Source organism: Roseivivax sp., from assembly GCF_054552075.1.
On record NZ_JBTOLZ010000008.1, the window covers coordinates 1 to 18,053 of the forward strand.

Annotated in this window: 13 protein-coding genes; 8 read left to right on the plus strand and 5 right to left on the minus strand. The window is 69.9% G+C overall.

Annotated elements, in window-relative coordinates; translation table 11 throughout:
* Positions 1-550: 550 nt before the first annotated feature.
* Entirely contained in the window at positions 551-1,537 is a 987-nt protein-coding gene (locus ACX938_RS08310) for a LacI family DNA-binding transcriptional regulator (RefSeq protein WP_459430696.1), read from the minus strand.
* Positions 1,538-1,671: 134 nt separating this feature from the next.
* On the opposite strand from ACX938_RS08310, the gene ACX938_RS08315 reads away from it, so the two are divergent.
* The 5 genes from ACX938_RS08315 to ACX938_RS08335 are packed head-to-tail and all read left to right on the plus strand — an operon-like array spanning position 1,672 to position 7,356.
* A complete protein-coding gene (locus ACX938_RS08315) occupies positions 1,672-2,730 on the plus strand; it encodes a sugar phosphate isomerase/epimerase family protein (protein WP_459430697.1) in 1,059 nt (352 codons plus the stop codon).
* On the plus strand, positions 2,727-3,869 hold the full coding sequence (locus tag ACX938_RS08320) for a Gfo/Idh/MocA family protein (protein WP_459430698.1): 1,143 nt from the start codon (positions 2,727-2,729) through the stop codon (positions 3,867-3,869). The genes ACX938_RS08315 and ACX938_RS08320 overlap by 4 nt, the downstream gene beginning before the upstream one ends.
* Complete coding sequence (locus ACX938_RS08325; protein ID WP_459430699.1) at positions 3,866-5,377, plus strand: sugar ABC transporter ATP-binding protein; 1,512 nt, start codon at positions 3,866-3,868, stop codon at positions 5,375-5,377. The genes ACX938_RS08320 and ACX938_RS08325 overlap by 4 nt, the downstream gene beginning before the upstream one ends.
* Entirely contained in the window at positions 5,377-6,375 is a 999-nt protein-coding gene (locus tag ACX938_RS08330; RefSeq protein WP_232754036.1) for an ABC transporter permease, read from the plus strand. The genes ACX938_RS08325 and ACX938_RS08330 overlap by 1 nt, the downstream gene beginning before the upstream one ends.
* Positions 6,376-6,414: 39 nt before the next feature.
* Entirely contained in the window at positions 6,415-7,356 is a 942-nt protein-coding gene (locus ACX938_RS08335; protein WP_459430784.1) for an ABC transporter substrate-binding protein, read from the plus strand.
* A gap of 819 nt (positions 7,357-8,175) precedes the next feature.
* On the opposite strand, the gene ACX938_RS08340 is transcribed toward ACX938_RS08335, so the two are convergent.
* Genes ACX938_RS08340 through ACX938_RS08355 form a run of 4 tightly spaced genes read right to left on the minus strand, consistent with a single transcriptional unit; the run spans position 8,176 to position 13,256 of the window.
* Positions 8,176-9,108, minus strand: a complete 933-nt coding sequence (locus ACX938_RS08340) for a TIM barrel protein (RefSeq protein WP_459430700.1) — start codon at positions 9,106-9,108, stop codon at positions 8,176-8,178.
* On the minus strand, positions 9,108-10,619 hold the full coding sequence (locus ACX938_RS08345; RefSeq protein WP_459430701.1) for a glycerol-3-phosphate dehydrogenase: 1,512 nt from the start codon (positions 10,617-10,619) through the stop codon (positions 9,108-9,110). The genes ACX938_RS08340 and ACX938_RS08345 overlap by 1 nt, the downstream gene beginning before the upstream one ends.
* A gap of 13 nt (positions 10,620-10,632) precedes the next feature.
* Positions 10,633-12,252 carry an FGGY family carbohydrate kinase gene (locus ACX938_RS08350; RefSeq protein ID WP_459430702.1) on the minus strand — a complete coding sequence of 540 codons (1,620 nt, stop codon included), beginning with the start codon at positions 12,250-12,252 and terminating at the stop codon, positions 10,633-10,635.
* A 26-nt stretch (positions 12,253-12,278) separates the two neighbouring features.
* Entirely contained in the window at positions 12,279-13,256 is a 978-nt protein-coding gene (locus ACX938_RS08355; RefSeq protein ID WP_459430703.1) for a sugar-binding transcriptional regulator, read from the minus strand.
* A 665-nt stretch (positions 13,257-13,921) separates the two neighbouring features.
* On the opposite strand from ACX938_RS08355, the gene ACX938_RS08360 reads away from it, so the two are divergent.
* The 3 genes from ACX938_RS08360 (at position 13,922) to ACX938_RS08370 (ending at position 18,043) form a co-directional block, all read left to right on the plus strand.
* The gene (locus ACX938_RS08360; protein ID WP_459430704.1) at positions 13,922-14,578 is read left to right on the plus strand and encodes a DUF2291 family protein; all 657 of its coding nucleotides are present in this window, start codon (positions 13,922-13,924) and stop codon (positions 14,576-14,578) included.
* Positions 14,575-16,881 carry a sugar-binding domain-containing protein gene (locus tag ACX938_RS08365; RefSeq protein WP_459430705.1) on the plus strand — a complete coding sequence of 769 codons (2,307 nt, stop codon included), beginning with the start codon at positions 14,575-14,577 and terminating at the stop codon, positions 16,879-16,881. The genes ACX938_RS08360 and ACX938_RS08365 overlap by 4 nt, the downstream gene beginning before the upstream one ends.
* A gap of 70 nt (positions 16,882-16,951) precedes the next feature.
* Positions 16,952-18,043: an ABC transporter permease gene (locus tag ACX938_RS08370; protein WP_459430706.1), complete on the plus strand. Its 1,092-nt coding sequence runs from the start codon at positions 16,952-16,954 to the stop codon at positions 18,041-18,043.
* Positions 18,044-18,053 lie beyond the last annotated feature (10 nt).

An 18,053-nucleotide genomic window follows, 5' to 3' on the forward strand; every position in this document is an offset into this window, starting at 1 on the left:
CCTGACCTTGTCGGGATAAAGTGCGCAGCTCGGAGGGCAGCAGCGCCGGCCCCCGGTCTGGAGCGCGCCCTCTGATGTTCTTGTTGCTAGGGTGGAGGGTCGGCTTCCCAGTGGATGTATTTGAACCGGCGTCTGCACTCAAGCACCCCGGTGCCGCCAGCGCCCCTGGCGCCCGAATAGCATCGAAGAGGCCGGGCGTGCGCCGGACCGGCCCGATGGGCCGGCGCTCCTTGGGGTGGCGAGCTTAGTTCGTCTTTAGTCCTGGCCTTGTTGGGATAAAGCGCGCAGCTCAGAGGTCGGCAGCGCCGGCCCCCGGTCCGGTGCGCGCCCTCTGGTGGGCTGGTTGTGAGGGGGGGGCAGGCTTATGCGCCGGGAGAAGCGTTTGAGGGGTTTGCGGGCTTGAGCGGCTTAGGGCGCCCCCTTTCAGGGAGGAGGGCGGAGAGTCAGCTTGGCTCCAGGTCTCAAACTGCCCCCTACCAATCACCATGAGCTCACACCCAGTCCCCAGCGAAGCGTCCCAGCAATCCCCCCACCCAAACCCCCACCTCACTCACCCCGCCGCCGCCGTCGTCCCGCGCACCACCAGGTGCGGCGCGATGGTCTCGTGCCCGGACCCAAGCGGCACCCCCTCCTCGAGCGCCGCCACCAGCCGCTCCGCCGCGGCGCGGCCGAGCTTGGCGCGGGGCTGGTGGATCGTCGTCAGCGGCGGGATGAAATGGCCCGCGAACTCCACGTCGTCGAAGCCCATCACGCTGACCTCGCCTGGCACCGCGATGCCCATCCGGGCGCATTCGGAGATGAAGCCGAAGGCGCATTCGTCGGAGGCGGTGAAAACCGCGCTCGGGCGGTCCGCCATGGCCTGCCAGTCGCGCGCCGCCTGGGCACCCGAGGCCATGGTGAAATCGCCGGGCAGCACCCGCGCCGCGACGCCGCGCGCCCGGGCGGCGGCAAGAAAACCCGCCTCGCGGGTGCGGCTCAACACGTTCTCGGGCGGGCCCGCCACATGCAGGATCGCGCCATGGCCGAGGTCGGCCAGATGCGTCACCGCCAGCCCCGCCGCGGCGGCATTGTCGATGCCGAGCGCGGGCAGCTCATAGGCGTCGTTCCATTCGCAAAGCTGCACCACCGGCAGCCGCCAGCCGCGCACCATCTCGGGCGGCAGCGCCCCGTCGAGCAGGATGATCCCGTCGGCACGGCCGTCATGGCCAAGGCTCTGCAGCACCTCGGGGCCGGCGCGGCTGTCGGAGATCTGCACCGCCAGCCCGGCCTGGCCCGCGACCTCCTGGATCGCGGCGATGATGCGGCTGAAGAAGGTATTGGCGAGGTTCGGCGCCAGCACCAGGATCGAGCGCGCCCGCTGCCGCCGCAGGTCGCGCGCGGCGGCATTGACCCGGTAGCCGGTGGCCTCGACCGCGGCCATGACCTTCTTCAGGGTCTCGGGCCCCACCACCCCGGGCGCCGAGAGCGCGCGGCTCACCGTGGCGGTGGAGACGCCCGCGGCGGCGGCGACATCGGCGATGCGGGTTTTCGGGGCCATGGGGTCTCCGGGTTTTTCGGCGGTTAAGGCGAAGCGGGGGCTTGCCTGCAAGCCTCAGGGGTGATGTAATCGATTACATAACGCCGAGTCGACCACCCCGGAGGAGCGGGGCCGGCCCGGCAAAGGGAGGACATATGAAGACCATCAAGGGCCCCGGCCTGTTCCTGGCGCAATTCGCCGGGGATGCGGCCCCGTTCAATTCCTGGGACGGCATCACCCGCTGGGCGGCCGATTGCGGCTATGCCGGCGTGCAGGTTCCGGTCTGGGACAGCCGGCTGGTCGACCTCGACCAACTGGCGGTGTCGCAGGACTACCGCGACGAGTGGATCGGCACCGCGCGGGCCAATGGCGTCGAGGTCAGCGACCTCTCGAGCCATATCCTCGGCCAGCTCGTCGCCGTGCATCCCGCCTATGACGCCTGGGTCGACGGCTTCGCCGCCCCGGAAGTGCAGGGTAAGCCCAAGGCACGCACCGACTGGGCGGTCGACCGGGTGAAAAAGGCGCTCACCGCCTCGAAGGCGCTGGGCATCGGCCAGCATGTGACCTTTTCGGGCGGGCTCGCCTGGCCCTTCGTCTATCCCTTCCCGCAGCGCCCCGAGGGCCTGGTCGAGACCGCCTTCGACGAGCTCGCCGCGCGCTGGCGGCCGATCCTCGACCACGCCGAGGACTGCGGCGTCGACCTCTGCTACGAGATCCACCCGATGGAGGACCTGCACGACGGCATCAGCTTCGAGATGTTCCTCGAGAAGCTCGACGGGCACGCGCGCTGCAACATGCTCTACGACCCTTCGCACTACGTGCTGCAGTGCCTCGATTACCTCGACAACATCGACATCTATGCCGAGCGCATCAAGATGTTCCACGTCAAGGATGCGGAGTTCAATCCGACCGGGCGGCAGGGGGTCTACGGCGGCTACCAGTCTTGGGTGAACCGTGCCGGGCGCTTCCGCTCTCCGGGCGACGGGCAGGTCGATTTCGGGGCGGTCTTCTCGAAGATGGCGGCCAATGATTTCGACGGCTGGGCGGTCGTGGAATGGGAATGCTGCCTCAAGCACCCCGAGGACGGCGCCCGCGAAGGGGCCGCCTTCGTGCGCGACCAGATCATCCGCGTGACCCCGCATGCCTTCGACGATTTCGCCGGCGGCGAGGTCGACGCCGAGACCAACCGCAAGCTTCTGGGACTGGACCGATGACACCGATCCGACTGGGTATGGTCGGCGGCGGCGCCGACGCATTCATCGGCGGCGTGCACCGCATCGCAAGCCGCATCGACGGGCATTACACCCTGGTGGCGGGGGCGCTCAGCTCCACGCCCGAGAAGGCGCGCGCCAGCGGCAAGGCGCTGGGTCTCGACCCGGGGCGCAGCTACGGCAGTTTCGAGGAGATGGCCGAGGCCGAGGCCGCCCGTCCCGACGGCATCGAGGCGGTGGCCATCGTTACCCCGAACCACCTGCATTTCGCCGCGGCGAAACCCTTTCTCGAACGCGGCATCCACGTCATCTGCGACAAGCCCCTGACCGCCACCTTCGAGGATGCCGAGGCCATGGCCGAGGCGGTGGCGGACAGCCCCGCGCTTTTCATCCTGACCCATAATTACACCGGCTACCCGATGGTCCGGCAGGCCCAGGCCATGGTCGCCGAGGGCGCGCTGGGGCGGCTGCGCGTGGTGCAGGTGGAATACCCGCAGGACTGGATGACCGGCGCGGTCGAGACCGAGGGCGTCAAACAGGCCGAATGGCGCACCGATCCGGCGCGCTCGGGCGCGGGCGGCGCGATCGGCGACATCGGCACCCATGCCTACAACCTCGCCGCCTTCGTGACCGGCGAACGGCCCGAGCGGCTCGCCGCCGACCTGCAGAGCTTCGGCGCCGGGCGGCAGCTCGACGACAACGCCCATGTGATGCTGCGCTACGCCAGCGGCGCGCGGGGGATGCTCTGGTGCAGCCAGGTCGCGCCGGGCTGCGAGAACGGGCTGCGGCTGCGGCTCTTCGGCGATGCGGGCGGGCTCGAATGGGGGCAGGAGAACCCCAACCACCTCTGGTTCACCCCGCATGGCGAACCGAGCCGCCGCATCACCCGCAACGGCGCGGGCGCCCATGACGCCGGGGTCGCGGTCAGCCGCATCCCGCCCGGCCATCCCGAGGGCTACCTCGAGGCTTTCGCCAACCTCTACACCGAGGCCGCCGGGGCGATCCGCGCGGTCCAGGACGGCGCCCCCCGCGCCGAGGTCATGGGCAAGCTGCCGGGCCTCGCCGCCGGGCAGGAGGGCATGGCCTTCATCCGCGCCTGCGTCGCCTCGGCGCGCGAGGACGCGGGCTGGGTGGCGCTATGACCGGCGAGCCCGTCCTGAGCCTCCGCGAGGTGCGCAAGAGCTTCGGCCCGGTCGAGGTGCTGCATGGCGTCGACCTCGACCTGCGCGCCGGCGAGGTTCTGGCGCTGATCGGCGAGAACGGGGCGGGCAAGTCGACCACCATGAAGATCCTCGCGGGCTACCAGCCCGCCAGCGCCGGGCGCATTCTGCTCGACGGGCAAGAGGTCAGTTTCGGCTCGCTGCACGACGGCGAGGAGGCGGGGATCGTGATGATCCACCAGGAGTTCAACCTCGCCGAACAGCTCACCGTGGAGCAGAACATCTTCCTCGGCCGCGAGCTGCGGCGCGGTCCCTTCCTCGACAAGGCGCGGATGCGGGCCCTGACGCGGCAATACCTCGACCGGGTGATGTGCCGCGCCCATCCCGACACGCGGGTGGCGCAGCTTTCCAATTCCGACAAGCAGATGGTCGAGATCGCCAAGGCGCTCAGCCGCGACGCGCGGGTGCTGATCATGGACGAGCCGACCGCCGTCCTGACCGGCGCCGAGACCGAGATCCTGTTCCAGCAGGTCCGCGCCATGACCGAGGCGGGCACGGCGGTGCTCTTCACCTCGCACAAGCTGGGGGAGGTCTCCGAGATCGCCGATCACGTCACCGTGCTGCGCGACGGCGCGGTGGTGCGCGACACCCGCGCCGAGGCGATCAGCGAGGACGCCATGGCCACCGCCATGGTCGGGCGCGACGTCTCGGACCTCTACCCCGAGAAGGACGGACAGCCCGGCGCGGTCATGCTGCGGGTCGCGGGCCTCGATGTGCCCGGCCATGCCGAGGGCGTCGGCTTCGAGCTGCGCCACGGCGAGATCCTGGGCGTCGCCGGGCTGATCGGCTCGGGCCGGACCGAGGCCATGGAGGGGCTCTGCGGGCTGCGCCCCGCCCGCGCCGAGGAGATCACCGTCGAAGGCGAGACCGTGACGATCACCCGGCCCGCCGACGCCCTGGCGCGCGGGCTCTGCTACCTGACCGAGGACCGCAAGCTGCGCGGGCTCCTGCTGGAAAAGACCATGCGGGTGAACCTGACGCTGCAGGCGCTGGCGCGCTTCGGCGGGTTGATCATCGACCGCGCCGCCGAGGAGCGCGCGCTCGACGGCGCGATCTCCGAGTTCGACATCCGGGCCGGGCGCCGCGACATGGCCGTGGGCAACCTGTCCGGCGGCAACCAGCAGAAGCTCCTGCTGGCCAAGATCATGCAGTCTGAGCCGCGCATCCTGATCGTCGACGAGCCGACGCGCGGCATCGACATCGGCACCAAGCAGCAGATCTACGCCTTCCTGCGCGCCTTCGCGGCGCGGGGCCACGGCGTGGTGATGATCTCCTCCGAGATGCAGGAGGTCATCGGCCTGGCCGACCGGGTGCTGGTGATGCGCACCGGCCGGGTCGCGGGCGAGCTGTCCGGGGACCGGATCACCGAGGATGCGATCGTGCGCCTGGCCATGGGGCTCGGGGCCGAGGAGACAGGGAGGGTCGCCTGATGACCACGGAAACCACCAATAGCGCGCCGCGCTGGACACTGCCCTCGATGAGCGTCCTGGGCCCGATCCTGGCGCTGATCGTGCTGATCGCCATCGGCGCGGCGCTGAACTCGAACTTCCTGGGCGCGGCGAATATCACCAATGTGCTCGCGCGCTCGGCCTTCATCGGCATCATCGCGGTCGGCATGACCTTCGTGATCACCGCAGGCGGGCTCGACCTATCGGTCGGCTCCATGGCGGCCTTCATCGCGGGGCTGATGATCCTGGTGATGAACGCCGCGCTGCCGACCCTGGGGGTGGGCGTGCCGATCATCCTGCTCGGCATGGCGGTCGCCATCGTCGCGGGCATCGCGGCGGGGCTTCTGAACGGCTTTCTCATCACCACCGTCGGGATCGAGGCCTTCATCGTCACGCTCGGCACCATGGGCATCTACCGCAGCCTGGTGACCTGGCTTGCCGACGGCGGCACGCTGAGCCTCGATTTCGGGCTGCGCACCTTCTACCGGCCGGTCTACTTCGAGGGCATCCTGGGCATCTCCTGGCCGATCATCGTCTTCGCGCTGGTGGTGATCCTGGGCGAGCTCCTGATGAGCCGCGCGCGCTTCGGACGGCATTGCGCGGCCACCGGCTCCAACGCCGATGTGGCGCATTATTCCAACGTCGACGTGAACCGCACGCGGCTTCTGACCTACGCCATGCTGGGCCTGCTCGTGGGCATCGCGACCATCATGTATGTGCCGCGCCTGGGTTCGGCCTCGGCCTCGACCGGGCTTCTGTGGGAGCTCGAGGCCATCGCCGCGGTGATCATCGGCGGCACGGTGCTCAAGGGCGGCTTCGGCCGGGTCTGGGGCACGGTGATCGGCGTGCTGATCCTGAGCCTGATCGACAACATCCTGAATCTGACCGACCTCGTGTCGCCTTATCTGAACGGCGCCATCCAGGGGGTCATCATCATTCTCGCGGTCATTCTGCAGCGGGAAGCCAAGGCCAAGGGCTGAGCCCCGGCCGATCCAAAGGGAGGAAACCACATGAGCTACATGAAGACGGTTCTCGCCGGATGCACGGCGCTGGCGCTCGCGGGCCCGGCCTGGGCGCAGGACGACACCACTGTGATCGGCGTGTCGATCCCGGCTGCGACCCACGGCTGGGCCGGGGGCATGAACTTCCACGCCCAGGAGACGGTGAAGCGTCTCGAGGAGGCCTATCCGCAGCTCGACTTCGTGCTGGCGGCGGCCTCGGACGCGGGCGCCCAGGTCAACGACATCGAGGACATGGTCGCCACCCGCGACATCGACGCGCTGGTGGTCCTGCCCTTCGAGAGCGACCCGCTCACCCCGCCGATCCAGTCGGTGGCGGCCAATGGCACCTGGGTCACGGTGGTCGACCGCGGTCTTTCGGTCGAAGGGGTCGAGGATCTTTACGTCGCCGGCGACAACCCCGGCTTCGGCCGCGTCGCGGGCGAATACATGGCCGAGAAGATGCCCGAGGGCGGCGACATCGTCGTGCTGCGCGGCATCCCCACCACCATCGACAACGAGCGCGTGGCGGGCTTCGAGGCTGCGATCGAGGGCTCCGGCATCAATATCATCGACATGGAGCACGGCAACTGGAACCGCGACGACAGCTTCAACGTGATGCAGGACTTCCTGCAGAAGCACGAGCAGATCGACGCGGTCTGGGCCTCGGATGACGACATGGCCGTGGGCGTCCTGGCCGCGATCGAGGCGGCGGGCCGCGAGGACGTGCAGTTCGTCCTGGGCGGTGCGGGCATGAAGGAGATGGTCCAGCGGGTGATGGAGGGTGACGAGATGATCCCCGCCAATGTCACCTATCCGCCCGCGATGATCGCCACGGCGATCGAGATGACCGCGGTCGGCATGGTCTCCAACGCGCCGGTCTCGGGCGCCTTCACCATCGGCTCGGTGCTGATCACCGAGGAGAACGCGGAAGACTTCTACTACCCCGACAGCCCGTTCTGATCGGTCCCCGGCCGGGCGGCGGGTGCGCCCTCCGGCCGGGCCCTCCGAACGGTCGAGAGCCGGGCGGTCCGCCGCCCGGTTTTCTTGTTTGGGGGCGTGGGAGCGGGCTGGCGCGAGCGGAAGATGACAGGAGTGGATGGGTGCGGCCCGACGTGAGCGGGCGCGGACCGACGCCGACAGGCGCGTGCCGATGCGCGCGCGCCGACTGATAGGCGAGCGCTATTGACCGGCCCGACGAACGGTTCCGTTTGGTTGCGCTGGGCCGGTCACGTCCCGGTGGCACCGAGCCCCCGGCTGTTCGACGCGTCCCCCTCGCCACTCGAGACCCTCTACCCTCACAACCAGCGCAACAGAGGGCGCGCACCGGACCGGGGGCGGGCGCTTCCGAACTCCGAGCGAAGCGCTTTATCCCAGCAATGTCAGGGCTAGGGGCGATCTAAGCACGCCATCCCAAGGAGCGCCGGCCCAAGGGGCCGGTCCGGCGCGCGCCCGGCACCTTCGGTGCTATTCGGGCGCAAGAGGCGCTGGCTGCGCGGAGGTGCTTGGCTGCCGATGCCGGTAATAATTCGCCCTGGTAGAAGCCGAGCCCACTGACCTCGCAGCAAGCGCGCCCAGCATCTTCGATGCTGTTCGGGCGTAATAAGGGGGGGCTGGCTGCACCGGAGCGCTATCGTGTGAAGGTCAGTGTGACAGGGCGCGTGCAGAGGCTGGGCTCGCCGCTCTCCAATGGCGCCCGGCGTCTAGGATTAGCGCACAACGCTTCAGGTGCTGCCCGGGGTGCGAGGGCCACCCACCGGAAGCCCTCACCCCCCAACCCCCTCACACCTTCAAATCCCCCGCCCCGCTGTCGATATGCGGCGCCCAGAAGGCCACGCTTTCGGCGATCTGCGGGATCACCTCGCGGTCGTTGGGCTCGCGCTCCTTGAAGGAGAGCTCCAGGCAGATCTCGTTGTCCTCGGCCCCACCCTCGGCGAAGGCTTCGAGCAGCGGCGCGGGCTGGATCGCGCCCTTGGCATTGAACTCCGCGGTGAAGGGCCGGTGCCCGCCCTTGTCCATCAGCGACTGCTTGATGTGGATGATCGGCGAGACCTTGGGCACCGCCCGCGCCCAGGCGTAGGGGTCGTAATCGGCGGGATTGGCGCTCGTCACGTCGCCGTGGTCGATGTCGGCCATCATCCTCATCGGCACGGCCATCTTGGCGGCGCTCAGACGGTCCTGCAGCGCCAGGCAGCTCTCGATGGTCTCGCCGAACTCGCGGCCGACGCTCATAGGCTCCCAGAAGACATACTCCAGGCCCGCCGACTGCGCGTGGTCGGCCACCTCGGCCCAGCAGTCGATGGCGATGCGGATCAGCTCCTCGCGCCGCGCCGGATCGTCGTAGTCGCGGAAGGTGAAGATCGCGAACTGCGTGCCGACCGAGGCCCCGCCGAGATCGCCGATGATGTCGGCGAAGGTCTTGAACCACTCGACGTAGTAGCGCCGCACCTCCGGGTCGGGATGGCCGAAGTGGTTGAGCCGCCCGTAGGGCCCGGTCATCCCCGAGGTCACCTGCACGCCGGTGCGCTGGCAGGCGCGGTCCATCTCGCGGGTCAGCCGGCGCAGGGTCGCGGCCGGCCAGGAGGGATTGATGAACTCATGGGTAAGCTGCAGGTCGCGCAGCCGCAGATCGCGCGCGGTGGTCTCGATCAGGTCGGCGGGCTCGGCGAAACGGTTCACCAGCGGGTTGGTGTTGAGCGAAAGCGTCAGCGGCATCAGGCGGCCTCCTGCGCCTGGGCCGCGAACCAATCGGCGAAGGCGGCCTGTTCCGCGGCGCTCAGGTCAAGCCGATGCTTGGTCCGGCGCCAGAGCACGTCCTCGGGCCGCCGGGCCCATTCATGCGCCATGAGATAGCGCGCCTCGGCCTCGTAGAGCTGGCCGCCGAAATGCCGGCCGAGCCCCTCGAGCCCGGTCGCGCCGCCCGCGATCAACGCCGTGCGCGTGCCGTAGAGCCGCCCGTAGTGCTGGCGCAGCTCGCGCGGCATCCAGGGGTAGTCGGCCTTCAGCCGCTCGCGGAAGAGATCGTAGTCCGCGCCTGCCATGTCGCCGCCGGGAAGGGGGGCGTCATGGGTCCAGTCGCCGCCCATCTTCGGGAAGACATGGGCGAGCTTCTGCAGCCCGTGCTCGGAGAGCTCGCGGAAGGTGGTGATCTTGCCGCCGAAGACGTTCAGCAGCGGCGCGCCGTCGCGCTCCTCGAGGTCGAAGACATAGTCGCGGGTCACCGCCGAGGGGTTGCCCTGGCCGTCGTCGAAGAGCGCCCGCACCCCCGAGAAGGTCTCGAGGATGTCCTCGCGGCGCAGCTTCTCCTTGAAGTAGCGGTTCACCGCGGCGAGCAGATAGTCGATCTCGTCGTCGGAGATCTCGGGGTCGGCGGCGTCGCCCTCGTAGGGCACGTCGGTGGTGCCGATCAGCGCCTTGTCGCCCTCGTAGGGGTTGATGAAGATCACCCGCTTGTCGTGGTTCTGCACCAGGTAGGAGTTCGGCCCCTCCCAGAACTTCGGCACGATGATGTGGCTGCCCTTCACCAGCCGGACGTTGCGGCTGGAGTTCGCCCCCGCGACCCGCTGGATCACGTCCGAGACCCAGGGGCCGGCGGCATTAACCACCACGCGGGCGCGGTAGCTGCGCTCCTCTCCGGTCAGGCTGTCGCGGGTCACGCAGGTCCAGGCGCCGTCCTCGCGGCGGGCCGAGACGCAGGGGCTGCGGGTCAGCACCGTCGCGCCGCGCTCGGCGGCATCGACCGCGTTCAGCACCACCAGCCGGGCGTCGTCGACCCAGCAGTCGGAATATTCGAACCCGCGTGTGTAGCGGTCGAGGATCGGCGCCCCCTCGGGGTCGCGGCGCAGGTTCAGCGTGCGGGTGCCGGGCAGCTTCTGCCGCCCGCCCAGGTGGTCGTAGAGAAACAGCCCCAGCCGCACCAGCCAGGCCGGGCGGTCGTCGGGCGAATGCGGCAGCACGAAGCGCAGGGGCCAGATGATATGCGGCGCGGCGTTCATCAGCACCTCGCGTTCGATCAGCGCCTCGCGCACCAGCCGGAACTCGTAATATTCGAGGTAGCGCAGCCCGCCGTGCACCAGCTTGCCGGACCGCGAGGAGGTGCCCTCGGCCAGGTCGTCCTTCTCGCAGAGCACCACGCTCAGGCCGCGGCCCGCGGCGTCCCGGGCGATGCCCGCGCCGTTGATGCCGCCGCCGATGACGAACAGGTCGACGTCTTGGGATTGGGTCATGGTCTCACTCCGGTCAGGTGGCCCGCGCGGTCGCGTCGAGCGTCATGTCAGTGGCTTCGTCCCGGGCCGGGGCAGCCGCGCCGGCGCGGGCCTCGGCCAGCCGGTCCCAGACCGGCGGCAGGGTCTCGCGCGCGGCGACATAGGCGGGGAAGATGCCGCGGTAGGTCTCGACCAATTCAGGGTCTGGCGCCTCGGGCGCGCCGAGAAGCGGCGTCACCCAGCGGGCGATGCAGGCGTCCATGTCGGGATAGGCGCCGATCGCCACGGCGGCCATCATCGCGGCGCCCGCGGCCCCGGCCTCTTCGCGGGCCGAGACCCGCACCGGCGCCTCGGTTGCCGCCGCCAGCACCCCGCGCAGCGCCGCCGAACGCGCGGCCCCGCCGGTCAGGCGCAGCTCGCGCGGCATGCCGCCCATGGCGGAATAGCAGTCCCGCGCCGCGAGCCCGAGCCCCTCGACCACGCCGCGCATCATGTCCGCGAAGCGGTGATGCGCCGAGAGCCCGATGAAGCCCGCCCGCGCCTCGGCGTTGACGAAGGGGCCGCGTTCCCCGGCCTCGGAGATATAGGGGTGGTAGATCAGCGCCCCGGGCTGGGCGCGGGCCATCCAGCCGTCGATCCGGCCCACGAGGTCGGCGTAGTCATGCGGGTGGCCGGTCTCGCTCATCAGGTCGGCGGCGACGCGCAGCGCCCAGTCGATGTTGAGCGCGGCGGCCATGTTGGTCTGCACCTGGGTGACCAGCCCCGGCACCGGCGCGCAGATCACGTAGCCGGTGCCCTCGGCGTTCAGATGCACTTCCTCGGCGGTGACCGCGCGCATGTGCACCCCGGTCGAGCCGATGGTCGAACAGGCCGCGCCCGCGTCGCCGGTGTGCACGCCCGCGCCGAGCGCGGTCATCATCATGTCGACATAGCCCAGGCTGACCGGCGTGCCGGGCAGCAGCCCGGTCTCGCGGGCGGCGTCCTCGGTCAGCGGATGCGTCACCTCGGTCCCGTCGAGGATCTCCGGCAGGAGGTGCCGCCGATGCCCGAGACCCAGCGCCGCGATGACCGTGTCGTCATAGGTCCGGCTGCGGAAGTTGCCGAAGGTGAAGCTGGCCTCGGAGGGATCGGTCGCCCGCACCCCGGTGAGGTTGAGATAGAGCCAGTCCTTGCAGTGCAGCGCCACCTCGGCGCGGTCCAGAAGCGCGGGGTGAAAAGCGTCCATATGCGCCATCTGCGCGCCCTGCTGGCAGGTGTTGAGCCCTGTGCCCGTCGCCTCGAAGCGCGCGCGGTCCGCTGCGCCCGAGGCCAGCCGCCGCACGGTCGGGGCGGCGCGGGCGTCGAGCCAGAGCCAGGCGTCATCGACGGGGTGGTTGTCGGCATCGACAAGCCAGGTGCCGTCGCCCTGGGCCGTGACCGCCAAGGCGGCGCAGCGGCGGGCCAGGTCGGGCACCGCCTCGCCCAGGCGGCGCAGCGCGGCGCTCGCGTCGGCCCAGGTCTGGTCGAGCGATTGCACCGCCGCGCCGTCGGCGCCGCTGCGGTAGTGGTTCAGGACCGAGGCATCGGCCACCTGGCTGCCCCCGAGGTCGAAGGCCACCGCCTTGACCACCGAGGTTCCGGCGTCGAGCCCGATCAGAAGATCCCTCTCTGCCACGTCGTGCTCCTCCTCCTGGCGGCCCCTCAGGCCGCGTCGCGGGCCAGAAGCGCGCGGGCGCTGGCCTCGTCGGTGATCAGCCCGCTCAGATGGCCGCTTTTCAGGACCGCGGCGATGGCCTCGGTCTTGTCCGGCCCGCCGGCGATGGCGACCACGCGGCGGCCGCCCAGCTCGGAGAGCGGCGGCGCCACGGTGCGGGCGCTGAGCGGGGTCTCGACCACCGCGCCCGTCGCGTCGAAGAAATGCCCCAGCATCTCGCCGCAGCCGCCGCGCGCGGCGACGGCGTGGATCTCTTCGGGGGCGACCATGCGCGAGGCGACAAGCTGGGTGTCGGCCCGGACCGTGCCGATGCCCACGAGATACAGCGCCGCCTGCCGCGCCAGCGCCGCCACCTCGGCGACGCCGTGCTGCGCCATGAGAACCTCGCGGTCGGCGGGGGTATTGGCGAAGAAGGGCACCGGCATGACATAGGCTTCGGCCCGGGTCTTTGCGGACAGCTGGTGCATCACGTCATGCGGGTTGGCGGCGTAGTTCCGGGTCAGCCCGCCCAGAAGCGAGACGAAGCGCGTGTCGCGCGCCTCGAGCCGGGGCAGGGCGGCGATGGCGGCGGCCAGGGTGCGCCCGTGGCCGAGCCCGATCAGCCCGACCGCGGGATCATGCACGGCCCGTTCGAGAAGCTGCGCCCCGGCGGGGCCGAGCGCGCGCAGCGGCAGGCCCTCCTCGCCGAGGTCCGGGACCACGCGGCAGTCGGTGAGCCCGTGGCGGGCGGAAAGCTGGGCCTCGAGCTCGAGGCATTCGACCACGTCGCCCTCGACCGAGACGCGCACCGCGCCGATCTGGTTGGCGAGCTGCACGAGGCGATGCGCCTTGACCGCCGAGACCCCGAGCCTTGCGGCGACCTCGGCCTGGGTCAGCCCGCCGGCGTGATGCAGCCAGGCGGCGCGCACGGCGAGGCTCTGCTCGGCGGCGCTGCGCTGTCCCGGCTGTCGTCCCTCTGCGCCCATGCGGCTCTCCCTGGGTGGTGGCCCGGCGACTCGGTTGGGTGAGTCGCAAGAAATTTCATGTTACGAAAAATACTTCATGCGGGCGGAGCGGTCAAGAAAATCACATAATCGGTGTGATGTTCTCAGGTGGGCTAACGCTTGGGGCGGATTCTTTTGTGGGTGGTCTCAGGGGATGTGCTGGTGTGGCGGTGTGTGGGGTGGGGCGGGTGGCTCGAACCTTTGGGGCGTCCTTAAAAACTTATAAAAACAATGGTTACGGAGAGTCTTGAGTGCCGGATTCCTGTCCGCCAAGCCCTCTTTGTCCGGCCCTTCAGCAGCCCTCATAAAGCCGCGCGACCTCATCTTCTTCACACCAGCCCGTCCCGCCGATCACAAGAATCAATTGACAGGCCGCCGTGAATTTAACATTGTTATCTCACAAGGTCGCGGGCCGAGGTGGGGCGCATCCCCTCCGAAACCCCGGTCTGGGGCCCTGATGCCGGCGCGAGGAGGGCGCGGCACCACGGGTCCGGGGGAGGAGGCGGCGGCGTCCCGCATAGACGCCAGGACGCGCGGACACCCGACAGGGGCCGCGCCGGCCAAGACCCCCTGACAACAGATTTCCCGCGCCGGTCCGGCCTGTCCCGGGCTGCCGCGCCTCGACCGACGGAGGAAAGGTCCGAGCCATGAGCACTCCCGCCGATCCCGGCCGCCCCGGCGCGGCCCGCCTCTCCCTCAAGACGCTGCTCGGCGGCGCCGCGCTGGTGGCGATCCTCGCCGCCATGGCGCTCGACACCAAGGTGGTGGTGATCGGCTCCGAGGAAGACGTGCAGGACGAGGTCTTCGACCCGGCCAGCTACGGCCAGGCGCAGTTCCCGCGCATCCGCGACAGCATCCTCGAGCGCGCCGTCCCGGCCCCCGAGCTGGCCGCCGCGGTCGCCGAGGATTCCACCGCCGCGGGCCAGGAGTTCGGCGTCGGCGAGGGCTTCGGCCCGGTCGTCCCGGTCACCTTCACCGGCGTCGCGGGCGAGGCCAAGTCGGGCATCTACACCGTCGACGTCGAGGGCCTGCCCGAGGGCATGGGCATCCGCGTCCAGACCGGCCCGGCGATCAACGGCACCGAGCTGCGCGACGCCACCGGCGACATCGAGTTCGGCCAGTTCACCAATCAGATCGAGTATCAGGACGCCGGCGCGGCCATCAACAACGCCATGAAGGAGGAAGTCCTGGCCGGGGTCGACACCGCCAATCTGACCGGCAAGACGATCACCGTCACCGGGGCCTTCAAGCTGATCAACCCGAAGAACTGGCTGGTCACGCCGGTGGAGCTGTCGGTCGAATGACCCGTCACGAGCCCATCGAAGCGCAGACCGGCGCGGTCGTCCTCTCGGCCCAGAACGTCGCCAAGTCCTATGGCAGCGTGCACGCGCTGAAGGGCGTGAACTTCGACGTCCACAAGGGCCAGGTGACGACGCTTTTCGGCGAGAACGGCGCGGGCAAGTCGACCTTGATGAAGATTCTCTCGGGGGTGATCCGGCCGACCTCGGGCGACATCGTGCTGGACGGCCAGCCGGTCAGCTTCGGCTCCGCCGCCGAGGCCCGCGACCTGGGCATCTCGATCATCCACCAGGAGCTGAGCCTCGCGCCCAACATGAACGTGCGCGACAACATCTTCATGGGCCGCGAGATCATCGGCCCGGCGGGCGTCGACTACGCCGAGGAGGCCCGCCAGGCCCGCGCGCTGATGGAGGAGCTCGAAGAGGACATCGACCCGCTGACCCCGGTCGAGGACCTGCGCCTGGGCCAGCAGCAGGTGGTCGAGATCGCCCGCGCGCTCTCGGTCAACTCGCGCATCCTGATCATGGACGAGCCGACCTCGGCGCTCTCGGCCTCGGAGGTCGAGGTGCTCTTCAAGGTGATCCGCGACCTGACCGCGCGCGGCGTCTCGATCGTCTACATCTCGCACCACCTCGAGGAGGCGTTGGAGATCACCGATCACGCGGTGGTCCTGCGCGATGGCAATATGACCGCCTTCGCCCCGCGCGCCGAGATCGACCTGGAATGGATCGTGCGGCACATGGTCGGCGACCATTTCGACCTGGGCGCGCCGCCCACGGGCTACGACTTCGGCGAGACCGCGCTCGAGATCGACAACCTCTCGGTGCCGGCGCCCGGCAACAAGGGCTACGACCTCGTCGACCGGCTGTCGCTGAGCGTCCGCAAGGGCGAGATCGTCTGCCTCTACGGGCTGATGGGCGCGGGCCGCACCGAGACCATGGAATGCGTCGCCGGACGGCTGAAGCCCTCGGGCGGGCGAATCCTGCTGCACGGCCAGGACGTGGCCGGGCTCTCCATTGCCGAGCGCATCGCGCGCGGGCTGGTGCTGACCCCCGAGGACCGCCAGCGCGACGGGCTGGTGCAGACCATGAGCGTCGGGCAGAACCTCTCGCTGGCCTCGATCGGGGCCTTCACCCGCGGGCTCTTCACCTCCAAGCGCGCCGAGAAGGCGCTGGTCGACGAGGCGATCCGCGACGTGACCATCAAGACCGACGGCGGCGACGCGGCCATCGGCTCGCTCTCGGGCGGCAACCAGCAGAAGGTGGTGATCGGCAAGATGCTCGCCACCGGGCCCGAGGTGGTGCTGCTGGACGAGCCTTCGCGCGGCATCGACATCGGCGCCAAGGCCGAGGTCTTCCGGCTGCTCTCGGAAGGGGCGGAGCGCGGGCTCGCGGTGATCTATTCGACCTCGGAAGTGACCGAATGCCTGTCGATCGCGCATCGCATCATCGTCATGCACAAGGGCAAGATTTCCGCCGAGTTCGGGCCTGACGCCACCAAGGAACAGATCATGGCGGCCTCGGGCGAGGTCGACCTCGAGCAGAACCTGGCCGAGGCCTACGGGCTCGACCTCTGCGAAGTGGTCAGCGACCTGCACCAGGACGACCTGCCGCTGGCGCCCCTGGGCGCCGCGGGCGCGGCCTTCCTGGCCGGCGAGATCGGGCGCAAACCCGACCTGTCGCTCGGGGTGAGCCACGGACGGACGCTTTTGGCCTGCGCCGAGGCGCTGCCCGCGCTTTCCGCGCCCGAGGTCCGGGTGCAGGCGCTCATGGGCGGGCTGACCCGCCAGTCCGAGGCAAACCCGCACCAGGTGGTCAACCGCCTGGCCGAGGCGACCGGCGGCACCGCCACGCTGATGCCGGTGCCCTTCATGGCCAATTCCGCCGCCGACCGCGCGGTGCTTCTGGGCCAGAAGGAGGCCGCCACCGCCCAGGACCAGGCCCGCGCCGCGGACCTCCTGGTGGTGGGCATCGGCGGCGTCGACGCCGAGGCGGAACTGGTGAAGACCGGCATGGTCACGCCCGAGGAGATGGCCGCCCTGGCCGAGGCCAGCGCCGTCGGCGAGGCCATGGGCCATTTCTTCGACGCCGCGGGCCGCCCGGTCGAGACCGAGCTGACCGAACGCATCCTGACCCTGCCGCGCGCCGATCTCGACCGCGCGCGGGTGGTCGCCGTGGCCGGCGGCCGCATGAAGGTTGGCGCCGTCCGCGCCGTCCTGGCCAGCGGGATGCTCTCGGGCCTGATCACCGACGAACACACCGCGCGCGAGATCACCGATGCGCTGCGCGGCGGCGCGGGGCCGCGATGAGCCACCCCCGCATGACCCATAGCGCCCCGGCCCGGCCCGGCGGCAAGACACCAGCAAGGGGACGACCCTCATGACCGACATGCCCGCATCCACGGCGAAACGCGGCGGCCTCTTCGGAGAGGACTTCAGCCTCGGCCGCGCCCTGCTCGAAGGCCGCGCCTTCTTCGCGCTCGTGGCGATCATCATCGTCTTCTCGATCCTGTCGCCGGTCTATTTCTCGACCAACAACTTCCTGATCATGTCGAGCCACGTGGCGATCTTCGGGATCCTCGGCATCGGCATGATGCTGGTGATCCTGACCGGGGGCATCGACCTCTCGGTCGGCTCGACCCTGGCGCTCGCGGGCGTCTGCGCGGGCTTCCTGATGCAGGGCATCACCATCGAATGGGCGGGGGTGATCCTCTATCCGCCGGTCTGGGTCGTGGTGATCCTGACCTGCGCGGTGGGCGCCTTCGTGGGGCTGATCAACGGCGTGCTGATCGCCTTCTTCAAGGTGCCGGCCTTCGTCGCCACCCTGGGCCTTCTTTACGTGGCCCGCGGCGTGGCGCTGCTTCTGACCAACGGTCTGACCATGAACGACCTCGCGGGCGAGCCCGCGCTGGGCAACACCGGCTTCGACTGGCTGGGCTTCAACCGGCTCTGGGGTGTGCCGATCGGCGTCATCGTCATGGTGCTGGTGGCGATCCTCTGCAGCCTGATGCTGAACCGCTCGGCGCTGGGGCGCTGGATCTATTCGACCGGCGGCAACGCCCGCGCGGCCGAGCTCTCGGGCGTGCCGGTCAAGCGCGTGCAGGTCACGGTCTATGTCCTCTCGGGCATCTGCGCGGCCATCGCGGGGCTGGTCCTCAGCTCGCAGCTCACCTCGGCCGGGCCGACCGCGGGCACCACCTATGAGCTGACCGCCATCGCCACGGTGGTGATCGGCGGGGCGGCGCTGACCGGCGGGCGCGGGGGCGTGCGCGGCACGCTGCTCGGGGCCTTCGTGATCGGCTTCCTCTCGGACGGGCTCGTGATCATCGGCGTGTCTTCCTACTGGCAGACCGTCTTCACCGGCGCGGTCATCGTCCTCGCCGTGCTTCTGAACTCGATCCAGTACAGCGGCGGCAAGAAAAAGAAGCCCGCCGCCGCCAAGAGCGCGCCGCGCGCCGGGGGCAAGGCCTGAGGCCCGCCCC